Annotated in this window: 15 protein-coding genes; 10 read left to right on the top strand and 5 right to left on the bottom strand. The window is 34.4% G+C overall.

Annotated features, from left to right (window positions below; translation table 11 throughout):
* The first annotated feature begins 144 nt into the window (after positions 1 to 144).
* The 10 genes from PQO00_RS01025 to PQO00_RS00980 all read left to right on the top strand — a co-directional run bounded on the left by PQO00_RS01025 (position 145) and on the right by PQO00_RS00980 (position 12,688).
* Positions 145 to 3,501: a DUF559 domain-containing protein gene (locus PQO00_RS01025; RefSeq protein WP_274182958.1), complete on the top strand. Its 3,357-nt coding sequence runs from the start codon at positions 145 to 147 to the stop codon at positions 3,499 to 3,501.
* A gap of 240 nt (positions 3,502 to 3,741) precedes the next feature.
* A complete protein-coding gene (locus PQO00_RS01020) occupies positions 3,742 to 4,002 on the top strand; it encodes a SemiSWEET family sugar transporter (protein ID WP_274182957.1) in 261 nt (86 codons plus the stop codon).
* Positions 4,003 to 4,173: 171 nt separating this feature from the next.
* Positions 4,174 to 5,280 (top strand): alanine dehydrogenase, encoded by a 1,107-nt coding sequence (ald, locus tag PQO00_RS01015; RefSeq protein WP_274182956.1) that lies wholly within the window; start codon positions 4,174 to 4,176, stop codon positions 5,278 to 5,280.
* A 68-nt stretch (positions 5,281 to 5,348) separates the two neighbouring features.
* On the top strand, positions 5,349 to 6,044 hold the full coding sequence (locus tag PQO00_RS01010; RefSeq protein ID WP_274182955.1) for a zinc metallopeptidase: 696 nt from the start codon (positions 5,349 to 5,351) through the stop codon (positions 6,042 to 6,044).
* 226 nt (positions 6,045 to 6,270) lie between these two features.
* Positions 6,271 to 8,040 (top strand): DNA mismatch repair protein MutS, encoded by a 1,770-nt coding sequence (locus tag PQO00_RS01005; protein WP_274182954.1) that lies wholly within the window; start codon positions 6,271 to 6,273, stop codon positions 8,038 to 8,040.
* Between the two features lie 372 nt (positions 8,041 to 8,412).
* Complete coding sequence (locus PQO00_RS01000) at positions 8,413 to 9,381, top strand: sensor histidine kinase (RefSeq protein WP_274182953.1); 969 nt, start codon at positions 8,413 to 8,415, stop codon at positions 9,379 to 9,381.
* A gap of 109 nt (positions 9,382 to 9,490) precedes the next feature.
* On the top strand, positions 9,491 to 10,186 hold the full coding sequence (locus tag PQO00_RS00995; protein WP_274182952.1) for a LytTR family DNA-binding domain-containing protein: 696 nt from the start codon (positions 9,491 to 9,493) through the stop codon (positions 10,184 to 10,186).
* A gap of 85 nt (positions 10,187 to 10,271) precedes the next feature.
* The gene (locus PQO00_RS00990) at positions 10,272 to 10,745 is read left to right on the top strand and encodes a GNAT family N-acetyltransferase (protein WP_274182951.1); all 474 of its coding nucleotides are present in this window, start codon (positions 10,272 to 10,274) and stop codon (positions 10,743 to 10,745) included.
* 16 nt (positions 10,746 to 10,761) lie between these two features.
* Positions 10,762 to 11,904 (top strand): methionine aminotransferase, encoded by a 1,143-nt coding sequence (locus PQO00_RS00985; RefSeq protein WP_274182950.1) that lies wholly within the window; start codon positions 10,762 to 10,764, stop codon positions 11,902 to 11,904.
* Positions 11,905 to 11,908: 4 nt separating this feature from the next.
* Positions 11,909 to 12,688, top strand: a complete 780-nt coding sequence (locus tag PQO00_RS00980; protein WP_274182949.1) for an amidohydrolase — start codon at positions 11,909 to 11,911, stop codon at positions 12,686 to 12,688.
* Here the strand turns inward: PQO00_RS00980 and PQO00_RS00975 are convergent.
* The 5 genes from PQO00_RS00975 to PQO00_RS00955 all read right to left on the bottom strand — a co-directional run bounded on the left by PQO00_RS00975 (position 12,675) and on the right by PQO00_RS00955 (position 19,429).
* Positions 12,675 to 14,282: an Ig-like domain-containing protein gene (locus tag PQO00_RS00975; protein ID WP_274182948.1), complete on the bottom strand. Its 1,608-nt coding sequence runs from the start codon at positions 14,280 to 14,282 to the stop codon at positions 12,675 to 12,677. The two genes, PQO00_RS00980 and PQO00_RS00975, sit on opposite strands and share 14 nt — an antisense overlap.
* A gap of 230 nt (positions 14,283 to 14,512) precedes the next feature.
* Positions 14,513 to 15,190, bottom strand: a complete 678-nt coding sequence (locus tag PQO00_RS00970) for a ComF family protein (RefSeq protein WP_274182947.1) — start codon at positions 15,188 to 15,190, stop codon at positions 14,513 to 14,515.
* 68 nt (positions 15,191 to 15,258) lie between these two features.
* Positions 15,259 to 15,870 carry an IS982 family transposase gene (locus tag PQO00_RS00965; protein WP_274182946.1) on the bottom strand — a complete coding sequence of 204 codons (612 nt, stop codon included), beginning with the start codon at positions 15,868 to 15,870 and terminating at the stop codon, positions 15,259 to 15,261.
* Positions 15,871 to 16,792: 922 nt separating this feature from the next.
* Positions 16,793 to 17,911, bottom strand: coding sequence for a TlpA disulfide reductase family protein (locus tag PQO00_RS00960; RefSeq protein ID WP_274182945.1), 1,119 nt, complete (start codon positions 17,909 to 17,911; stop codon positions 16,793 to 16,795).
* Positions 17,912 to 18,016: 105 nt separating this feature from the next.
* Positions 18,017 to 19,429 (bottom strand): RagB/SusD family nutrient uptake outer membrane protein, encoded by a 1,413-nt coding sequence (locus PQO00_RS00955; protein ID WP_274182944.1) that lies wholly within the window; start codon positions 19,427 to 19,429, stop codon positions 18,017 to 18,019.
* Positions 19,430 to 19,432 lie beyond the last annotated feature (3 nt).

Genomic DNA, 19,432 nt, shown 5'->3' with positions numbered 1-19,432 from the left:
ACGAAAAAAGGATGAAAAGGAGCGTTCCTGCCTGCCTGCCGGCAGGTTGCAGCCAATTGAAAAAAATTTAAACCACTTCATAAAGTAATCCCTTTACCGTTTTCTATTTAAAACGTAAATTTGCAGCCTTATAAAAGAGATGTAATGAAATACAATTTCAACGAGATTGAAGCCAAATGGCAAAAGTACTGGGCAGAGAACCAAACGTTTAAAGCTGTTAATAATAGCGAAAAACCAAAATATTATGTGTTAGATATGTTTCCTTACCCAAGTGGTGCTGGGTTGCATGTTGGACATCCACTAGGGTATATTGCTTCAGATATTTACGCACGCTATAAACGTCATAAAGGCTTCAATGTACTGCATCCACAAGGGTATGATAGTTTTGGTTTGCCAGCAGAACAATATGCCATTCAAACAGGACAGCATCCTGCTGTAACAACTGCTGAGAATATAAAAACATATCGTAGACAGTTAGACCAAATAGGTTTTTCGTTCGATTGGTCCCGAGAGGTTAGAACATCAGATCCGAGTTATTACAAATGGACACAATGGATTTTTATTCAATTGTTCGAATCCTGGTATAATAATGAGACTAACAAAGCTGAAGATATTTCAGGTTTAGTAAGCATTTTCGAAACAGAAGGAAATACAAAGGTGAATGCAGTTTGCGATGATGGTGTCGAACTGTTTTCTGCAGATGAATGGCAAGGGTTTTCACCTGAAAAACAACAAACAATATTATTACAATATAGATTAACATACCTAGCGGAAACAGAAGTAAACTGGTGTCCTGCATTAGGCACTGTTTTAGCAAACGACGAAATTGTAAATGGTGTGTCCGAACGTGGCGGGCATCCTGTAATTCGTAAAAAAATGACCCAATGGAGTATGCGTATTTCTGCCTATGCAGAACGCTTGCTTCAAGGATTGGATACTATTGATTGGACAGATTCTTTAAAAGAAAGCCAACGTAATTGGATTGGAAAGTCGGTTGGGGCCCAAGTAGAGTTCCCCATCCTACCCTTCTCCCAAGGGGAAGAGAAAGCTGGTACGCATACTCGTGCGGGGTATATGACAGGGGGAAATAATTCACACTTATTATTGGAACGAGCTAAAGAGATGCGTGCTAATCCAACTCAGGCGGAAGCAGTATTATGGGAGCAGCTTAGAAACAAAAATCTAGGAGCAAAATTTAGACAACAGCATTTAATAGGGGACTATATTGTTGACTTTGTATGTTTAAAAAAGCGATTAATTATTGAAGTTGATGGAAAAATCCATGAATCCCAAATAGAAGAAGATGCAAAACGCACAGAAATTCTTGAAAATGACTACTACAAAGTTATCCGTTTTACAAACGAAGAAGTTTTGGGAAATATTGAAAGTGTTTTAGAAAATATAAAAAAGGAATTAGCAGAAAGAGAATCAATTCAGAGTGATTTAGAGGCGAGCAAATTACAGCAGAGTGAGCAAGTTCCCCCTTCGGGGGTTAGGGGGATGCAAGTTCCCCTTTCGGGGGTTAGGGGGATCTCCGTTTTCACAACAAGACCCGATACCATTTTCGGGGTTTCGTTCATGACCCTGGCTCCAGAGCACGAACTGGTACCGCAGATAACAACCCCGGAACAAAGGGAAGCCGTTGATGCTTATATCCTAGCTACAGCAAAGCGTAGTGAACGTGATAGAATGGCAGATGTAAAAACCATTTCGGGCGTATTTACAGGTGCTTATGCTGAACATCCTTTTACAAAAGCCCCTATTCCTATTTGGATTGGCGATTATGTATTGGCTGGTTATGGTACGGGAGCGGTGATGTCGGTACCTTGTGGCGATCAACGTGATTATGATTTTGCAAAACATTTTAATATTCCGATTCCTAATATTTTTGAAGGTGTAGACATTTCTGAAGAAGCGTTTGCCGATAAAGAAAAAACCGTTATAGCCAATAGTGATTTCTTAAACGGCATGGACTATAAAAAAGCTACTAAGCGCGTTATTTATGAGTTGGAGCAATTAGGGCAAGGTGAAGGCAAAACCAATTACAGGTTGCGTGATGCCGTCTTTAGTAGACAGCGTTATTGGGGAGAACCATTCCCGGTTTACTATGATGATAATGGCATGCCACAAATGATTGATGAGAAGTTTTTGCCACTAGAGCTACCTGAAGTAGATAAATACTTGCCAACTGAAACAGGTGAGCCTCCTCTGGGAAATGCTAAAAAGTGGCATTGGTTACAGTATGGAGATAAAGCCGAAATAGTTTCTAAAGAGGAATTTGAGAATTCCTCCCCTTTGGGGAGGCTAGGAGGGGCTTTAGAGTTGAACACCATGCCAGGCTGGGCAGGAAGTTCGCAGTATTTTAATCGTTATATGGACCCACATAACGAAGATGCGATTTTCTCTAAAGATGCTATTGATTATTGGCAACAAGTAGATTTATATATAGGCGGAAGCGAGCATGCTACGGGGCATTTGTTATACGCACGTTTTTGGCAAAAGTTTATGTTCGATAAAGGGTTTGTACCTTATGATGAGTTTGCAAAAAAACTGATTAATCAAGGCATGATTTTGGGGACTAGTGCTATAGTATATCGTATTTCAGGAACTAATAAATATGTTTCTAAAGGATTAAAAGACAGTTATGATGTTGAAGAAATTCGAGTGGATGTTAATATGGTTAATGCCTCAGATGAAATTAATATTGAAGCCTTAAAAAAATGGCAACCGCAATTCAATGATGCTGAATTTATTTTGGAAGCAGGGCATTACATCGTTGGCAGAGAAGTAGAGAAAATGTCAAAACGTTGGTTTAATGTCGTTAATCCAGATAACATTTGCGAACAATACGGTGCAGACAGTCTTCGCCTATACGAAATGTTCTTAGGACCTTTAGAACAATACAAACCTTGGAATACTGCTGGGATTACAGGGGTACACAACTTCCTTAAAAAGCTTTGGAAACTATACCATCAGGGAGATAACGGAGCTTTTTACGTTACAAGTTCCCCTCCTTCGGAGGGGCTAGGGGAGGCTTCCAGGGAAGCTCTCAAAACCCTCCACAAAACAATTAAGAAAGTAGAAGAAGATATAGAGAACTTCTCGTTTAATACCTCGGTGTCTACTTTTATGATCGCCGTAAACGAGTTAACAGCACAAAAATGTATTTCAAAAGAAATACTAGAACCGTTGTTGATTTTAATATCACCTTACGCTCCACATATTGCTGAGGAGTTATGGAACAAGTTAGGGCATGAAACATCCATTTCAACGGCAGACTTTCCGAAATTTGACGCCAGTCATTTAGTAGAAAGCAGTAAAAATTATCCGATCTCATTTAATGGAAAAATGCGTTTTACACTCGAGTTGCCATTGGATATGAGTAAAGACGATATAGAAAAAACAGTTTTAGAAAACGAAAAAACAAAAGAACAATTACAGGGACGCGAACCTAAAAAAGTAATTGTCGTTCCAGGTAAAATTGTCAACATTGTAGGTTAAGGCCGGTTCAAGTGAAATTCCTGAAAAGAATTAAGTACTAAGAACATTCAATAAATTTTCTCGATACACCTTGAAATAAGTTCGGGACACTCGAAGATACAAATGGAATGTCATTGCGAGGAGGTACGACGTGGCAATCTATCAATTAATTAGATGCTTTTAATTAAAAAGATAATCATGTCTACCTTCTCATTATGACAGCTTTGTAGCAGAACGGGTATTATTTATAAAAAACACGAAATGAATTACACAGAAATAATAGGTTTTATAGCGGCAATTTTAACAACCGCAGCCTTTTTACCTCAAGTTTATAAAACTTGGAAAACCAAAGATGTTTCTAGTTTATCGTTCCCTATGCTACTTATCTTTTTTGTGGGTGTTTTAATGTGGTTAATTTATGGTTTTCTAAAAAATAGCACACCTATAATTTTTGCAAATACTATTACCATCGTATCTGTATTTCTATTGGTGTATTTTAAAGCTAGATACCATAAAAAATAAATCAACTTGATAATTTCGAAGCTAAATTTTGGTACTAGATTTCCTATTTAATAAAATAGCTTTTATAGTTTTATTAAATTCATAAAAATCATTCAATCTTCCTAGTCTAGTATCTTAATTTCTGTATTTCATTGTAATTTGTAGGAGTAAAATAACCTAAAAATTACAGTTATGAAAATTGGTATTCCTATTGAAATTAAAAACAATGAAAACAGAGTGGGTATGACACCTGCCGGTGTTTTTGAACTTACAAAAAATAGTCATACGGTTTATGTACAAGCTAATGCTGGTTTCGGAAGCGGCTTTTTCGATGAAGATTATCAAGAAGCTGGAGCTGTTATTTTGAATTCCATTGAGGAGGTATATGCATCTAGTGATATGATCGTGAAGGTAAAAGAACCGATAGAAGAAGAATACACGCTAATAAAACCAGATCAAGTCGTTTTTACTTATTTTCATTTTGCTTCAAGTGAAACACTAACAAGAGCTATGATAAAAAGTAATGCGATTTGTATTGCTTATGAAACGGTTGAGGATACTAACGGTGCTTTGCCGTTATTAATCCCTATGTCTGAAGTGGCGGGGAGAATGTCTATTCAACAAGGCGCTAAATATTTAGAGAAACCTATAAAAGGAAGAGGCGTATTGCTAGGTGGCGTGCCAGGGGTGCCACCAGGTAAAGTTTTAGTTTTAGGAGCTGGTGTTGTTGGTATTCAAGCAGCTAAAATGGCTGCTGGATTAGGAGCTCATGTTACTATTATGGATATTAATATGAAACAATTACGTTATGTAAATGATGTGATGCCAAATCATGTCGTTACAGAATTTTCGAGTGAGTATAATATTAGAAAACGCATTAAAGAATCTGATTTGATTGTGGGTGGCGTTTTAATAAAAGGAGCAAAAGCCCCAAAATTAATAACCAAAGACATGCTTAAAGATATGCGACCAGGAACAGTAATCGTAGATGTAGCAGTAGACCAAGGAGGGTGTTTTGAAACTACCAAAGCAACCACGCATGAAGACCCAACTTATGTTATTGATGATGTGGTTCATTATTGTGTTGCCAATATGCCTGGAGCAGTACCTTACACCTCAACGGTAGCATTAACCAATGTAACCTTACCATATGTTATTAAGCTGGCCAATCTGGGTTGGAAAAAAGCTTGTGATACGAATCCTTTATTAGCAAAAGGACTTAATATTGTAAAAGGAGAGATCGTTTATGGAGAAATAGCAGAAGCTTTTAACTGGAATACTAAAGTTTTACAAAACTGACATTATTTCAGAACTCAACATTGGCGTTATTTTTGCTATATTTATTTATAATTTAAAAAAAGAAAACAATGTTAGGATATTATATATTATTAGGGGCTATTGCTTTAGTAAGCTGGTTAGTGAGCAGTACTTTAAAAAGAAAGTTCGAAAAATACTCGAAAGTACAGTTACGTAATGGTATGAGTGGTGCCGAAATTGCAGAGAAAATGTTGGCGGACCATGGTATTACTGATGTTGAAGTTATTTCAACACCTGGGCGTCTAACCGATCATTATAATCCGAAAAATAAAACGGTTAATTTAAGTGAAGCGGTTTATAATCAACGTAATGCGGCTGCAGCAGCCGTGGCAGCACATGAATGTGGTCATGCTGTACAACATGCGCAGGCCTATAGTTGGTTACAAATGCGATCTACGTTGGTTCCAGTGGTAAGTGTCACATCAGGGATGTCCCAATGGGTCGTGATTGGGGGCTTAATGTTGGGGGCTGCGGCCGGTTTAGGATTTGGGTATTATGTAGCAGTTGCCGGTTTAGTAATGATGGGATTTGCGACCTTATTTAGTTTTATAACACTCCCTGTAGAATACGATGCTAGTAACCGTGCTTTGGCATGGCTAAAAAACAAAAATATGGTATCTCAGCAAGAATATGCTGGTTCGGAAGAAGCGCTCAAATGGGCAGCAAGAACCTATTTAGTTGCCGCTATTGGTGCTTTAGCATCTTTAGTATATTGGGGACTTCAGGTATTTGGAAGCCGAGACTAATAGTAAGATTATAAATAATTGGGAGGCTGTCTAAAAAGTACCATTCTGAATTCAATGATGAATCTCTTAAAAATATAAGATTCCTCGCTGTGCTCTGAATGACAAAACATATTACTTTTTAGAGAGTCTCTTTTGTTTTTTTGCAAAAAACATTTCTAAAAAATGTTTCGAGATTCCCCATGACATTGCATGCTCGCGAGCGCGGGAATCTAAATCAAAATTAAAAATGGATAGCCCAATATCATATTATAAACAACATTCGGAAAAATATAAATCTGAAGCTCAAAGATTATTCAAAAAAATGACAGCCTTAAGTATGTTAAGGTTGCTAGTGTTTTTTACAACAGGATTTGGTATCTATTTTGCGTTTGGGCATTGGCAGGTTGCTATCAGTATTGCTATGGTAGGGATTGCTGTATTTGTTTATTTGTTATCAAAATACACCGATATAAAATTACAAAGAAACTTCAATAAAGCTTTAGTTGAAATAAACAAAGAAGAAATTAAAATAGCTTCCGGCGATTTTCACGAACGGGATAAGGGTTTGCAGTTTCAAGACCCTAATCACTTTTACAGTTTGGATATTGATTTGTTTGGTCGTGGTTCTTTTTTCCAATTTATAAACAGAACAACCATTAAAGAAGGCGCTCAAGAACTGGCGGATACCTTAAAAGCAAACGACATTGATGCCGTTAAATTACGCCAAGAAGCTATAAAGGAACTAAGTTCTAAACCCAAATGGAGGCAATATTATTCGGCGACATCAAGCTTGGTAGAAGTTGAAACACCTGCAAAGAATATTATAAATTGGTTACAAAATTATGACTCTTTTTTACCAAAAATGATGCGATGGTTACCAATAACCTTTGTTATATTTTCAATGGTCATATTGGGATTCACGGTTTTAAATTTTATAAACCCGGAATTTATTGGGTACTGGCTGCTTTTAGGGCTCGGGGTTACTGGTATTTATGTTAAAAAAACGAATGTGCTGTCTTCAAATACAGATAGGGTTAAAGACACGTTTCGTCAATATGCGCTGTTATTGGATTTAATAGAGCATGAAACGTTTACTTCAGAATTATTGCAACAGAAACAACGACAAATTCAATTAGATACAGAAAAAGCTTCTCATAGTTTTAAAAAGCTTTCAAAATCTTTAGATGCCTTAGACAATAGAAATAATATTATAGGTGCCATTTTTGGCAATGGGCTGTTTTTAACAGATATAAAAAATAGTTATAAAATAGAGAAATGGGTGGAACAATATGCGAATAAGGTAGCCGATTGGTTTGAAGTTGTCTCGTTTTTTGATGCTTATAATTCATTAGGGAATTTTGCCTTTAATCACCCAGATTTTATATATCCGGAAATACAGGAAAAGGGGGCGGTTATTAATGCGAATCGTTTAGGACACCCTTTATTGGACAAGAACAAACGTGTAGATAGTGATTTAACGATAGAGCGTGAGCAGTTTTTTATTGTGACTGGGGCAAATATGGCAGGGAAAAGTACATTTTTACGTACAGTGTCTTTGCATATTGTCATGGCTAATGTCGGACTTCCTATCTGTGCTAAAGCAAGTGAATATTCACCAGTTAAATTAATTACCAGCATGCGAACAACAGATTCCTTAACAGATGATAGTTCGTATTTCTTTTCAGAATTAACACGTTTAAAATATATCGTGGATGCCATTGAAAGAGAACCTTATTTTATCGTTTTAGATGAAATTTTAAAAGGCACAAATAGTACCGATAAGGCTATAGGTTCCAGAAAATTTGTGGAAAAACTAGTCGCATCAAACGCTACAGGAATTATTGCTACGCACGATTTAAGCTTATGTGAAATTGAACAAGCATTGGAAGGTGTGAAAAATTATTATTTCGATGCCGAAATTATCAATGATGAGCTTCACTTTGATTATAAATTAAAAGTTGGAATTTGTCAAAATATGAATGCTTCCTTTCTTTTGAAGAAAATGAATATTGTTTAAACCAATTTAAGGAGGCTGTATAAAAAGCACTTAGGGGTTGGTTCGAGCGTTACTTTCACTACAAAAAATATTTTAATTAATGATGTAAACGATCATGGTCTGTTTACAAACTACGTTTTTGGCGTTTGTAACTACAAAACTGATTTTTGTACATATTTTTTGATAGTTATAGCTTTTCTGTTTACTTTCATTGGACTCATACCAATTTGAATATAAAATGTTGCATGTCGACTCGCTCTTTTTAAATTTAAAAGCCTTGTTCATAAATTCCGTAGCAACACTATGCAATCTAATCACAGCGTTTTTAAATTTAAAAATAACATCGGCTTTAATACGACATTTTATACTCAAATTGGTATCATTTAGTAAACAATGACTTTTGTAAAAAAACATAGCTCGCAAATTTTAGTTCATATCCTATTTTGGATGTTGTTTGTATTTGTATCCCTGTTTTTGTTTTCAGATTTTTATTGGAAGGAAAATCCCTTTCTTCAATATCTCACACTTTTAGTTATTATAGTTTACGGGAATCATTTTTTATTGCTTCCTTTTTTTGTTAAGAAAAAAATGTACTTGCTCTATACGCTTGTATTTGCCACAATTTCCTTTTTGGCAACGCAGTTATATTGCTATTCATTTGCTAAGTGCGGGTGTACTATTATTAAATGTTTAAGCGACTATTTATGGCAGTCACTGGTGCCTTTGATTTTTCTTTCTTTTATATGGATTCTATATCGCTTTATTGATAAAGAGGATGAGATTGAAGCTATTAAAAAAGAGCATGTCGAAATGGAATTGAAATTTTTAAAATCGCAGATAAATCCACATGTGTTGTTTAATAATCTGAATACTATTTATTCATATGCATTAGAAAACCCAAAGGAAGTTCCAGAGATGATTTTAATGTTATCCGATAATCTTAAGCATGTATTGTACGAAAGCAATTCTAAAACAATTTCTTTAGAAAAAGAGATTAGGTTTATAGATAATTATATGAAGTTCCAAATGCTAAGAACAGAAGGGACAAAGCAGGTCAGTTATAAAAAGAATATAGATTCTTATAGTCATCAAATAGCCCCATTGCTTTTAATTACCATTATAGAAAATGCTTTTAAGCACAGTGTACTGCATAGTGATGTTTCTATTTTTATTAAGGTTGAAAACGGTATTTTGGAATGTGTTTGTGAAAATGATTATGATAAAGAAAAAGTAAGTACAACCGATTTTAGAATTGGTTTACAAAACTTAGAAAAAAGGCTAGCGCTTATTTATAAGGATAGGCATATATTTAGAATCGATAAAGGCAAAAATTTTAAAGTGTATTTAAAGCTTAATTTATAATAAAAGGTTAGGACACGCATCATGACATTAAAATCTTAACTTAATCATATTGGTCGAGCGCAATCGAGACCTTTACAACAGTCAAATTATTAACGGCATTAAAACAGACATGATAAATTGTATTATTATAGAAGACGAAATTCCTGCTCAAAAAATCTTAAAGAATTTTATAGGTAAAATACCTAACCTTAGTTTAATTGAAACCTTTAAAGCAGCCATTGAAGCGAATTCGTTTTTAAATATAAGTAAGGTAGATATCATTTTTTTAGATATCAACCTACCGGACATGTCTGGGCTGGATTTTATAAAAACGGTTAAAAATCCACCAGCAATAATAATGACCACCGCATATCCGGAGTATGCGGTAAGCAGTTTTGAATTACCAACTATTGTTGATTATTTGGTAAAGCCTTTTTCTTTCGATCGCTTTTTAAAAGCTATCAATAAAGCAAAGAATAGAATAGAGGTGCCAAAAAATATATTGGAAGAAGATCTTGAGGAAACGATCTTTTTAAATGTTGATAAGACACTTCATAAACTTGTTTTGGGTTCTATAGTATACATTGAATCAGATAGAAATTATATCACGGTAGTAACAGAAACCCAAAAACTATCCTATATAGACTCGTTAAAAAACTGGACAGTAAAACTTCCCGAAACTCATTTTATTCAAGTCCATAAATCATACATTATAAACAGCAAGTTTGTAGATAAGCTTTCGGGTAACACCATTTTTGTAAAAGCCAATAAGATTCCTATTGGCAGAACTTATAAGCAAGCATTATTGAGCGCATTAGGGGTGTAAAGTTTAGATATATTCATTCAAAATCATCATGATACCAATTTGTAAGTTGTTATATTTACATTAGGTAACGATTAAAACCGAGTATATGAAATTTAGAAAGGCAACAAGGGAAGATGTCCTACCCATTATAGAGATGCTTGTTGATGATGAACTTGGAAAGCAAAGAGAATATTTTCAGGGGTCTTTAGCCCCCGAATACATAGAAGCATTTAATAAAATTAATTCAGATGAAAATCAGGAATTAATGGTCGTAGAAGATGTAAATTCCGAAATTGTTGGAACTTTACAGCTCACATTTATCCAGTACCTAACTTACCGAGGTAGCATTAGGGCTCAAATTGAAGCTGTTCGAATTAAAAAAGATAAAAGGGGATTGGGCATTGGAAAAGAAATGTTTGAATGGGCGATTAAAAGATCGAAAGAACGAAAAGCACATCTATTACAGTTAACTACTGATAAAAGAAGACCCAAGGCCATTAAATTTTATAACGATTTAGGATTTGTTCAATCTCATGAAGGCATGAAAATGCATTTAGATCACGATTCGTTGCATTCCTAAAAAATAAAGAGACGTTATGCGGCATGCATCTAAGCTTCCTAATATAGAAACCACTATTTTTTCAATCATGAGCAAGTTGTCCAATGAGCACCATGCCATTAACTTATCTCAAGGGTTTCCGGATTTTGATAGTGATCAAAAATTAACCGATTTAGTTTGTAAGGCGATGAATTCAGGGTACAACCATTATGCGCCCATGGCCGGAAATTTAGAACTAAGAGAAGCCATTGCTAAAAAAATAGGGTCATTATATCATACAAGTTATCATCCAGAGACCGAAGTAATGGTCACAGCTGGAGCAACTCAAGCTATTTTTACCATTATTACAGCATTTATAAACCCAGATGATGAGGTTATCATTTTTAGACCTGCTTACGATAGCTACGAACCCACCATAACACTTAATGGAGGTAAAACGATTTCGATCCAATTAGAAGCACCAAGCTTTAGTGTGGATTGGAATGCCGTAAAAGCCAAAGTAAATAGCCGAACAAAAATGATTGTTATCAATACACCACATAACCCTTCTGGTACGGTGTTCTCCAAAGAAGACATGCTGCAATTAGAAGAGATCACTAGAAATACGAACATTATTGTGTTGAGCGATGAGGTTTATGAGCATATGGTTTTTGATGCCAAAAAACATCAAAGTGCCTGTTTGTTTCCCGATTTAAAATCACGGAGTTTTGTGGTCGCTTCTTTTGGAAAAACGTTTCATAATACAGGGTGGCGAGTTGGTTATTGTTGTGCGCCAAAGGAACTCATGGAAGAATTTATGAAAGTGCATCAGTTTAATGTCTTTTGTGTGCACCACCCAACACAAAAAGGGATTGCAGATTATATGCAGGAGCCGTGTCATTATTTGGATTTGCCCGATTTTTATCAAGAGAAGAGAGATTTGTTCTTAAACCTTATTAAAGATTCCAGGTTTAAATTTACGCCATCAAAAGGCACCTATTTTCAAGTGTTGGATTATTCGGAAATCACCAAGGAATATGATGTGGATTTTGCAAAACGATTAACCATTGAATCTGGGATTGCTTCCATTCCATTATCGGTTTTTAATAGTCATCATTTAGATCATAAAGTCCTTCGATTTTGTTTTGCGAAGACCGATGACACCTTAAGAAAAGCAGCAGGGATATTAAACAATATTTAAACGTATGAAAGAGATTCTTAAAATAGCATTAATGCAATCTGATTTAGTTTGGGAAAACCCTAAGCAGAATCTTGAGAATTTTTCTAAAAAAATAAACGACATTTCAGAAGCAGTCGACTTAATTGTGCTTCCAGAAATGTTTACAACTGGTTTTACCATGAATGCAAAAGATGTCGCGGAGCCTATGGATGGAAAAACGGTTAAATGGATGCAATCTATGGCATCGAAATTAAAAACTGCCATTGTGGGGAGTATTGTGGTTGTAGAAGAAAACAACTATTATAACCGATTGCTTTTTGTAGAACCCTCTGGAGTTGTGCAGCATTACGATAAACGACATACCTTTACATTGGTTGGCGAGGATAAAATTTACACAGCAGGCGCTGAAAAGTTGATTATTGATTATAAAGGTTGGAAGATTTGCCCGTTAATCTGTTACGATTTAAGATTTCCCGTTTGGGCAAGAAATACACAGGATTATGATGTTTTATTATATGTTGCCAACTGGCCAAAACCCAGAGTGTCGGCCTGGGATGCCTTATTAAAAGCACGCGCCATTGAAAACATGAGTTACTGCCTTGGTGTAAATCGTGTTGGTATGGATGGTGTTAATAGCGAATATTCAGGACATTCGGCAGCATATGATGTACTGGGAAATATAATCACTTCCATAGAACCCGGTCAAGAGCAAACCCAACTAGTCATTTTAGAAAAAAGACATATTAAAGCTTATCGAAATAAACTTAAGTTTTTAGATGATAGAGATGCGTTTACTTTGAAATAAATTGAAGCGTTTCAGGGTTGCCCCAATCTGCTCTAATTTCCATTTCCTTGAAATGACTAACCCGTTCAGGCTGGATTTTTTTAAGGTAATTTCCCGGGTCATACTTTTTGTTGCCATTAGCATCATGTATCACACGAATGTAATAAGTGCCAGGATCTAAATTTAAAAAATCTACAGGATCAGGGTTTTCAACAAACTTTTCAAATTTCACATCACCATCTTTATTAGTTAGTTGTATAATAACTGGATATTTTACATTCACTAATGTAAAACGTGCATAACCAAAATCGGAAGCCTTTTTTGTTTTAATAAAATAATTTAAAGTATCGTTTTTGTTATCAAAAAAATCTACAAAAGCCTCAGGAAGTATTTGGATACTGTAGGCATTATCTAATTTTTTATCAAAATTAAAAGCATATGTGTTTGTAATAGTATCAAAGTCGGTCGTAAAAGCAATTTGAGTAGAATCCTTATCGATTAACGTAATTTTAGAAAGATCTATGCTGGTAAAAGGTGTGCTACCGGCAATTCTAAAAGGCTCATCAAAATGAATGGTGCCAGATGGCGATGCTTGAATTGTTAAAGAGTCTCTTTTTTGCTCGCTAATTCTAACAGTGTAGTCTTTTTCAAGTGTAGGATGCGCTACCTTAAAAAGTAGGGAGTCAACCTCAAGACGTGGTTTGTACCAATACAAAAGACTATCTGCCGTTGGGTCTTTTGTGATGCGGTATTCAAACTCAGGAGGCGTTTTAGACGTTATATTAATAGCCATATTCCAATAATCACCTTCATACCCAAAAGCGATTTTTTCACCAGATAATAATCGGGGTCTGGTGCTCCTAAAATCCAGATCCTCTGTAAATAATTTTAAAGTATAAGTCGAATCCGTAGGCACATCAATAAATTCCTTATAAAAGGCTATTTGATCTGTTTTTTGTTGAAACTTATTATCGCCATTGCCATCCTTTAAAGCGATAAGCATGTACTTTCCCTCTTTAAGGTTTTCAATAGAAAAGGTCGTAACGCTGTCTAATGTATTGGTAATATATTTAGGGGGTTTTTTATAAATAATGGAATCGTTAAAGGTCGAATCGACCTCATATAAAGCTACCGAAACAAAAGTTTCCGGTTGTTTTTTTAGAGCATCTACTATATTGCCGTTTACACTAAGGGAATCAATATAATCGCCCGTTGATAGTACATATCTATAATACGGATAGGGGTTTCCTTCATTGTTATCGGTAATACTGTTTCCAAAATTAAATGCGTACGTTGTATTGGGTTGCAGTGTGTCGTGGATTTTAATGGTAATATATTTGCTTGCACCACCCAAAGGCGTCACCTCAGGTTGTGTTTCCATAGGAGGTGAAATAATGAGCTGCTTTTGTAGGTCTTTTATTTTAACATATTCGTTAAAATAGATCTTTATTTCGTTACCGCTAAAATGGGTAGAATAATTCTCTGGAATAGATTTAATAATAACAGGAGGATCTTCATCTTTTGGGCCTCCTCCAGGAGTACCCCGGTTGGCACAGTTTATAAAAAACAAACTTAAAAAAACTATTAAAATAAAATTTGAAAGTGTTTTATTCATTACCCATTTTAAATTTTGCACAAACCTAAGCAATTTAACTCAAAATATGTACTAGTAAGCCGTTATGAAGGTGAAAACTACAATAAAATATGACTTTTTATAAGTTTTAGCATAACATCTTTATGGTTAAACTTTAAAAAGTAGTGAAACATTATATTTTGCAGTAGTTTTAAGATGTAATAGGTTTTCTAGTGCATACTTTGAGTTTATAGATATAACGACGAAACTCACTAAGCTATTGCCATAGTAGCGATACTTATTTTTATGTTTTTTGCCTGATTTAATACCGCTATACAAGCTTCTAAAGTGGCGCCAGTAGTAATAATGTCGTCTACTAACAAGATATGTTTGTTTTCAATGGATTCAGAATTGACAAGCGTAAATAATTCATCACTATTATGCCAGCGTGCCAATCGTTTTTTATTGACTTGCGATTTTGTAGCGGTTACTTTTAAAAGCACATCGGCTTTATAATCTGCTTTTATAGCCCCAGCAATTTGTTGTCCAAACGTTGCGACCTGGTTAAACCCTCTTTTTTTAAGCTTTTTTTTATGAAGCGGTACGGGAATCACTAGATCAATAGATTTATAGGGTTCTATATTTTTTAATTCGCCTCCCAGCCAATTCCCTAGAAAAAAACCAATGTTTTCGTAACCTTTGTATTTTAATCCATGAATGAGCTGTTGAACGATCCCTTTTTTTTCAAATCGAAAAAGAGCTGTCCCGCTTTCAATTTTAGCACGCCCATAAAGCACTTTTGCAACCGTATCATCATTGTTAAAATGGAAATTTGTAACAGGTAGATCATGTCTACAATCAACACAAACGATCTTTTCGTTATCGTTTAGTAAATGATGGCATGCATAGCATACTTTGGGGAAGAATAGGTTGATGATTGGTTTGAGCATTTATTTAAGAATATTACGTTTGTGAACTTGATTAAAAGTAACCAATAATCTGAGTTCGGCGTAAGTTTTTAGTAAAAAAGCGCTAATAGCGTTGTGTTATGGGTTTCAAATTTGATACAAGGCTTTTGTTCTAGAAAAGAATAAGCAATAAGACTGGCGACTAAATTTGTTATAAAATTAGCAAAGCTTCTGTGTCTAGAGTGTTCAGCCTGAGCTATATTTTTTAGTTGGTCATTTATGGTTTCAATTACAGAACGTTTTCTAAGCAAAATTTTATCCCTCATGGTCATCATTACATTTTTCATATTGTTTCTAATACCAGTAACTAAATGTATCCCCTGTTGGAATAATAGAGCCCCAAGTTCTTTAGAAACATAACCTTTGTCTGCATATAGCCTACCAAATATCCGTTTTAAAACATTATCATGTTTTAGAGGTGTTCTATCATCCACATTGGCTTGGGTAATTATAAAATCCAGAAGTTCACCTTTGTCATTAACAATAATGTGGAGTTTAAAACCGTAAAACCGCCCCATTGTAGATTTACCTGTTGTGGCAATACCATCAAAAACCTTATGCTGCTTTATCCGTTTATTTTTACAAGCACGTATGGGGGGAGAATCTATAAATGATATTCCTGTGCATCTTCCTAAACAACAGGTCTTTATATATAAGGCCAATGGCTAAATATTGTTCTGCATAAGTTCTACAAAACGATTATAAGATACTGTGTTTGGAAATACTTGTCTTAAATGCTTTTGAACATATAAAAGATAAAAGTGTTTAAATGTTCTAAAAGCCACTTAAATGAAATAAAACGGTTATGGTAACTATTTTACTTTTCGACATTAGTACTGATGTGTTAAAATTTAATCATCAAATAATTTTATTTGTTCATTGACATTTTGATTTGAAATTGTATTAGTAATCAATTCGTTTACTGGTGTTTTATCCATTGAGGATACGCCCAATATTTGTATTATTTTATAAATAGGAAGCTCACTATTTAAAGAATGATTTTATATGGGCTATTATTAGATATGTACAGATAGCTATCCAAACATGGATATTAATGGCATTTTTGAAATGTCCCCAAAGTTTTTTCATAGTCAAGTTTTACTTTATCCATTTGAATAATATTTCTATTTGTCACCGATTCCGGTAGAGTTTTGCTACTTCAAGTGCAGATACTTCCATATTGTTAGTCAAGAATAATAGAATAACATCTTTTTTCTTATCATAATACTCCACCAGCCTTGAGAGGTTCTGGATATAGTTTTTTAGACTTATAGCCATTAAGAACCACTATTTTGTCGCTTCGAAGAGACAATCTTTTTAAGATAGTTTTAATAAAATAGGGCTGCTTATAAGCAGCCCTTATCTTCTTTCTTTATTCAATATCGAGTGACAATTCAAATACTTAAAACAAAATTTAAAAGTATGGGTCTAAAATAATTCTATTTTACCTTAAAATACCTTATTCTTATGCTATGACGCAATAATGAATGTTGTCTACTATTAAATGTTTTATTAAAATTTTAAATAACCATTTCCTTTTTCAATCTAAAACTCATTTTCAATACATCATTTTTTAAAAAAATATTATTCTTTAAAAATCCCTTTTAATTTATCATTCAGCTCATCACCTCTCAAGTTTTTAGCTAATATTTTCCCTTGAGGGTCTATCAGAAAATTTTGTGGAATAGCTGAAATACCATACATTTTTGCTACAGCATTATCTTTTCCTTTTAAATCTGAAAGTTGTATCCATTCAAAATTATTAGACTTAATAGCATTTAGCCACAAGGATTCTTTGTCATCAATCGAAATACCAATAATTTCAAAATTCTTATTCTTATATTTTTTATAGGCACTTTTAAGGTACGGATACTCCATTCTACATGGTCCACACCAACTAGCCCAAAAATCAATCAGCACATATTTTCCTTTCATATCAGATAATGATACCATGTCTCCTTTATCATTAGATTGCGTAAAGTCTATAGCTTTTTGACCTATGGATAGGCGTTTAGTAAGCATTACCTTTTGTTCAATTTCTTTAAATCTATCAAATTTTCCAAATTCTGGTCTTAAAGTATTAAGAATGGATTCCACATATTCTACATCTTCAATAACCAATGTATTCGATTGTAAAATACTAAAAGACAGTTCTGATTTTGGGTGTGTATTTATAAAACTCTTTACGGTTTCTTTAATCAATTTTCCTCTAGCATAAATTAAGCGTTTAAAGGAAGCGATAGAGTCTTCTGGAAGTTCATCTTGTTGCTCTTTCCATATTTGGTAGACGGCATTACCTAAAGAATCTGTTTTCTTTCTATATGCAATAAATTCTTCTTGAGTTTTACCTCCATTAATTTGAGCTGTTCGTAAATATTCACCTTCAATGGAAATGTCGCCGTTGTCTAACATCAACTCAATGCCTTCATTGGCATTCTCAGGAGCTTTTGCTTTATTTGGATAAAGCCAATGGGCATATATTGAAGCTTGGGTAGCATGTTCTATTGTTCCTGTAAAAGTAAATGTATTGTTTTTGGCCATCGTGGAATCTGCAAATTTGCTATTGCCATCCCGGTAGTACAAAAACACTTTCAAAGGTACGTTGGCACCAGTGAGATGCCCCTTAATTGTAAATTCTTTTTTCTGTGCCATAGCAGTGCTAAAAAAGCATACCAGCCATAACAAACACATTTTTTCTTTCATAATATTTGTATTTATTATTTTAAAAATTATATGGAATACCTAATAAATTATACACTTATATAAAGCTTTATTTTATTAGGTATTCCATATTGTAATGTTCAAATTTTAATTATAACCAGGGTTTTGGGATAAGTTTGGATTATTTACAATACTGGTTTCTGGGATAGGAAACAGCAGATCTGTTGATTGCCAATTATCAACTTTTAACACAGATAACACTTCTTCCGCTCTAGTTTGAGATGGATTATTACGTGCAGACCATCTTTTTAAATCGAACCAACGATGTCCCCATTCACAAAATAACTCAACCCTTCTTTCCTGTTCTATGGCTACCATTAAGGCTTCCTTTGTATTTGGGATTGTTAGATCATCTAAATCTGCACGTTCTCTAATTTTATTAATATCTGCCCTTGCCTCATCAAATTTACCTTGTTGGGTTCTGGCTTCTGCGCGTATAAGATACTGTTCAGATATACGAAGCACTTGGTTATACTCAACTGCAGAAGGATTAGAGAAAGTTCTTTTATATTTTGCTGAATGTGGATAAATAACACCTTGAGAACTATAATTAATTGTCCATGAATCTCTGCGTTTATCCCCAGCTTCAAAGTCATTTGTAAGCTCTTCATTAAGCACAAAATTAGCTGAAAATGATGGGTAAAATGTGGAAGCCATCCAAATAGAAGAACTAAATGCCGGAGGAAACTGTAAGATTCCTTCTTGACTATTTGCTAAAAAAACCTTTTCTAAATCGGGTTCTAGATCAAATAATGCCGTTTTATTAATTACTTGAGTCGCTTCAATTTCTGCATTTTCCCAATCCGCATTATATAAATACACTCTTGCCAATAAGGCTTTTGCTGCCCAAGTAGTTGCTCTGGTTTTTTTACCTTCATAAGCTCCATAATTGTCTGGTAAAACTTCTATCGCATCTAATAAATCTGTTTTAATTTGCTCATAAATAAGATTTACGCTTTCACGTGGTTGTGTAGCAGTAACTGTAGGATCTGTTTGAAGCACTAAAGGCACAGGACCAAATTCATTGATTAAATAAAAATAGCATAGTGCCCGTATAAATTTAGCTTCTCCAAGAATAGGATCTACATAAGATTTAGATAAAGACGATTTATTCAATCCTTCAATAATAGCATTAGCAGTATATATATCTCTATATAAAAAACTCCAATAACCAGCTACATAAACAGAATTTGTTTCTATTGTATTAGTTACAAACTCGCCATATAAAAATGTATAAAAATGATGTATTTCATCTGCACTCATACCGTTAAACATAGCGGCTATTGTACCCAAGCCTCCTTGGGTTCCGTCGGGGTTAGCTACTTTGGCGTACATACCCAAAACTGCTGAATTAACAGTTGCAGTATCTTGAAATACGCTAGCGGTTACCAATTGGTTATTTGGTATATCAATTTCAATTAAATCTTCACAACTTATTAAAGAAAATCCAATAAACAATACTAGAATAACTGACTTTATATATTTATTTATTTTTTTCATTTC

The sequence above is a fragment of the Flavivirga sp. 57AJ16 genome (assembly GCF_028736925.1).
Lineage (GTDB): Bacteria > Bacteroidota > Bacteroidia > Flavobacteriales > Flavobacteriaceae > Flavivirga.
Note: the sequence above shows the minus strand (reverse complement) of the source record. Positions and strands in the feature narration are given on the sequence as shown.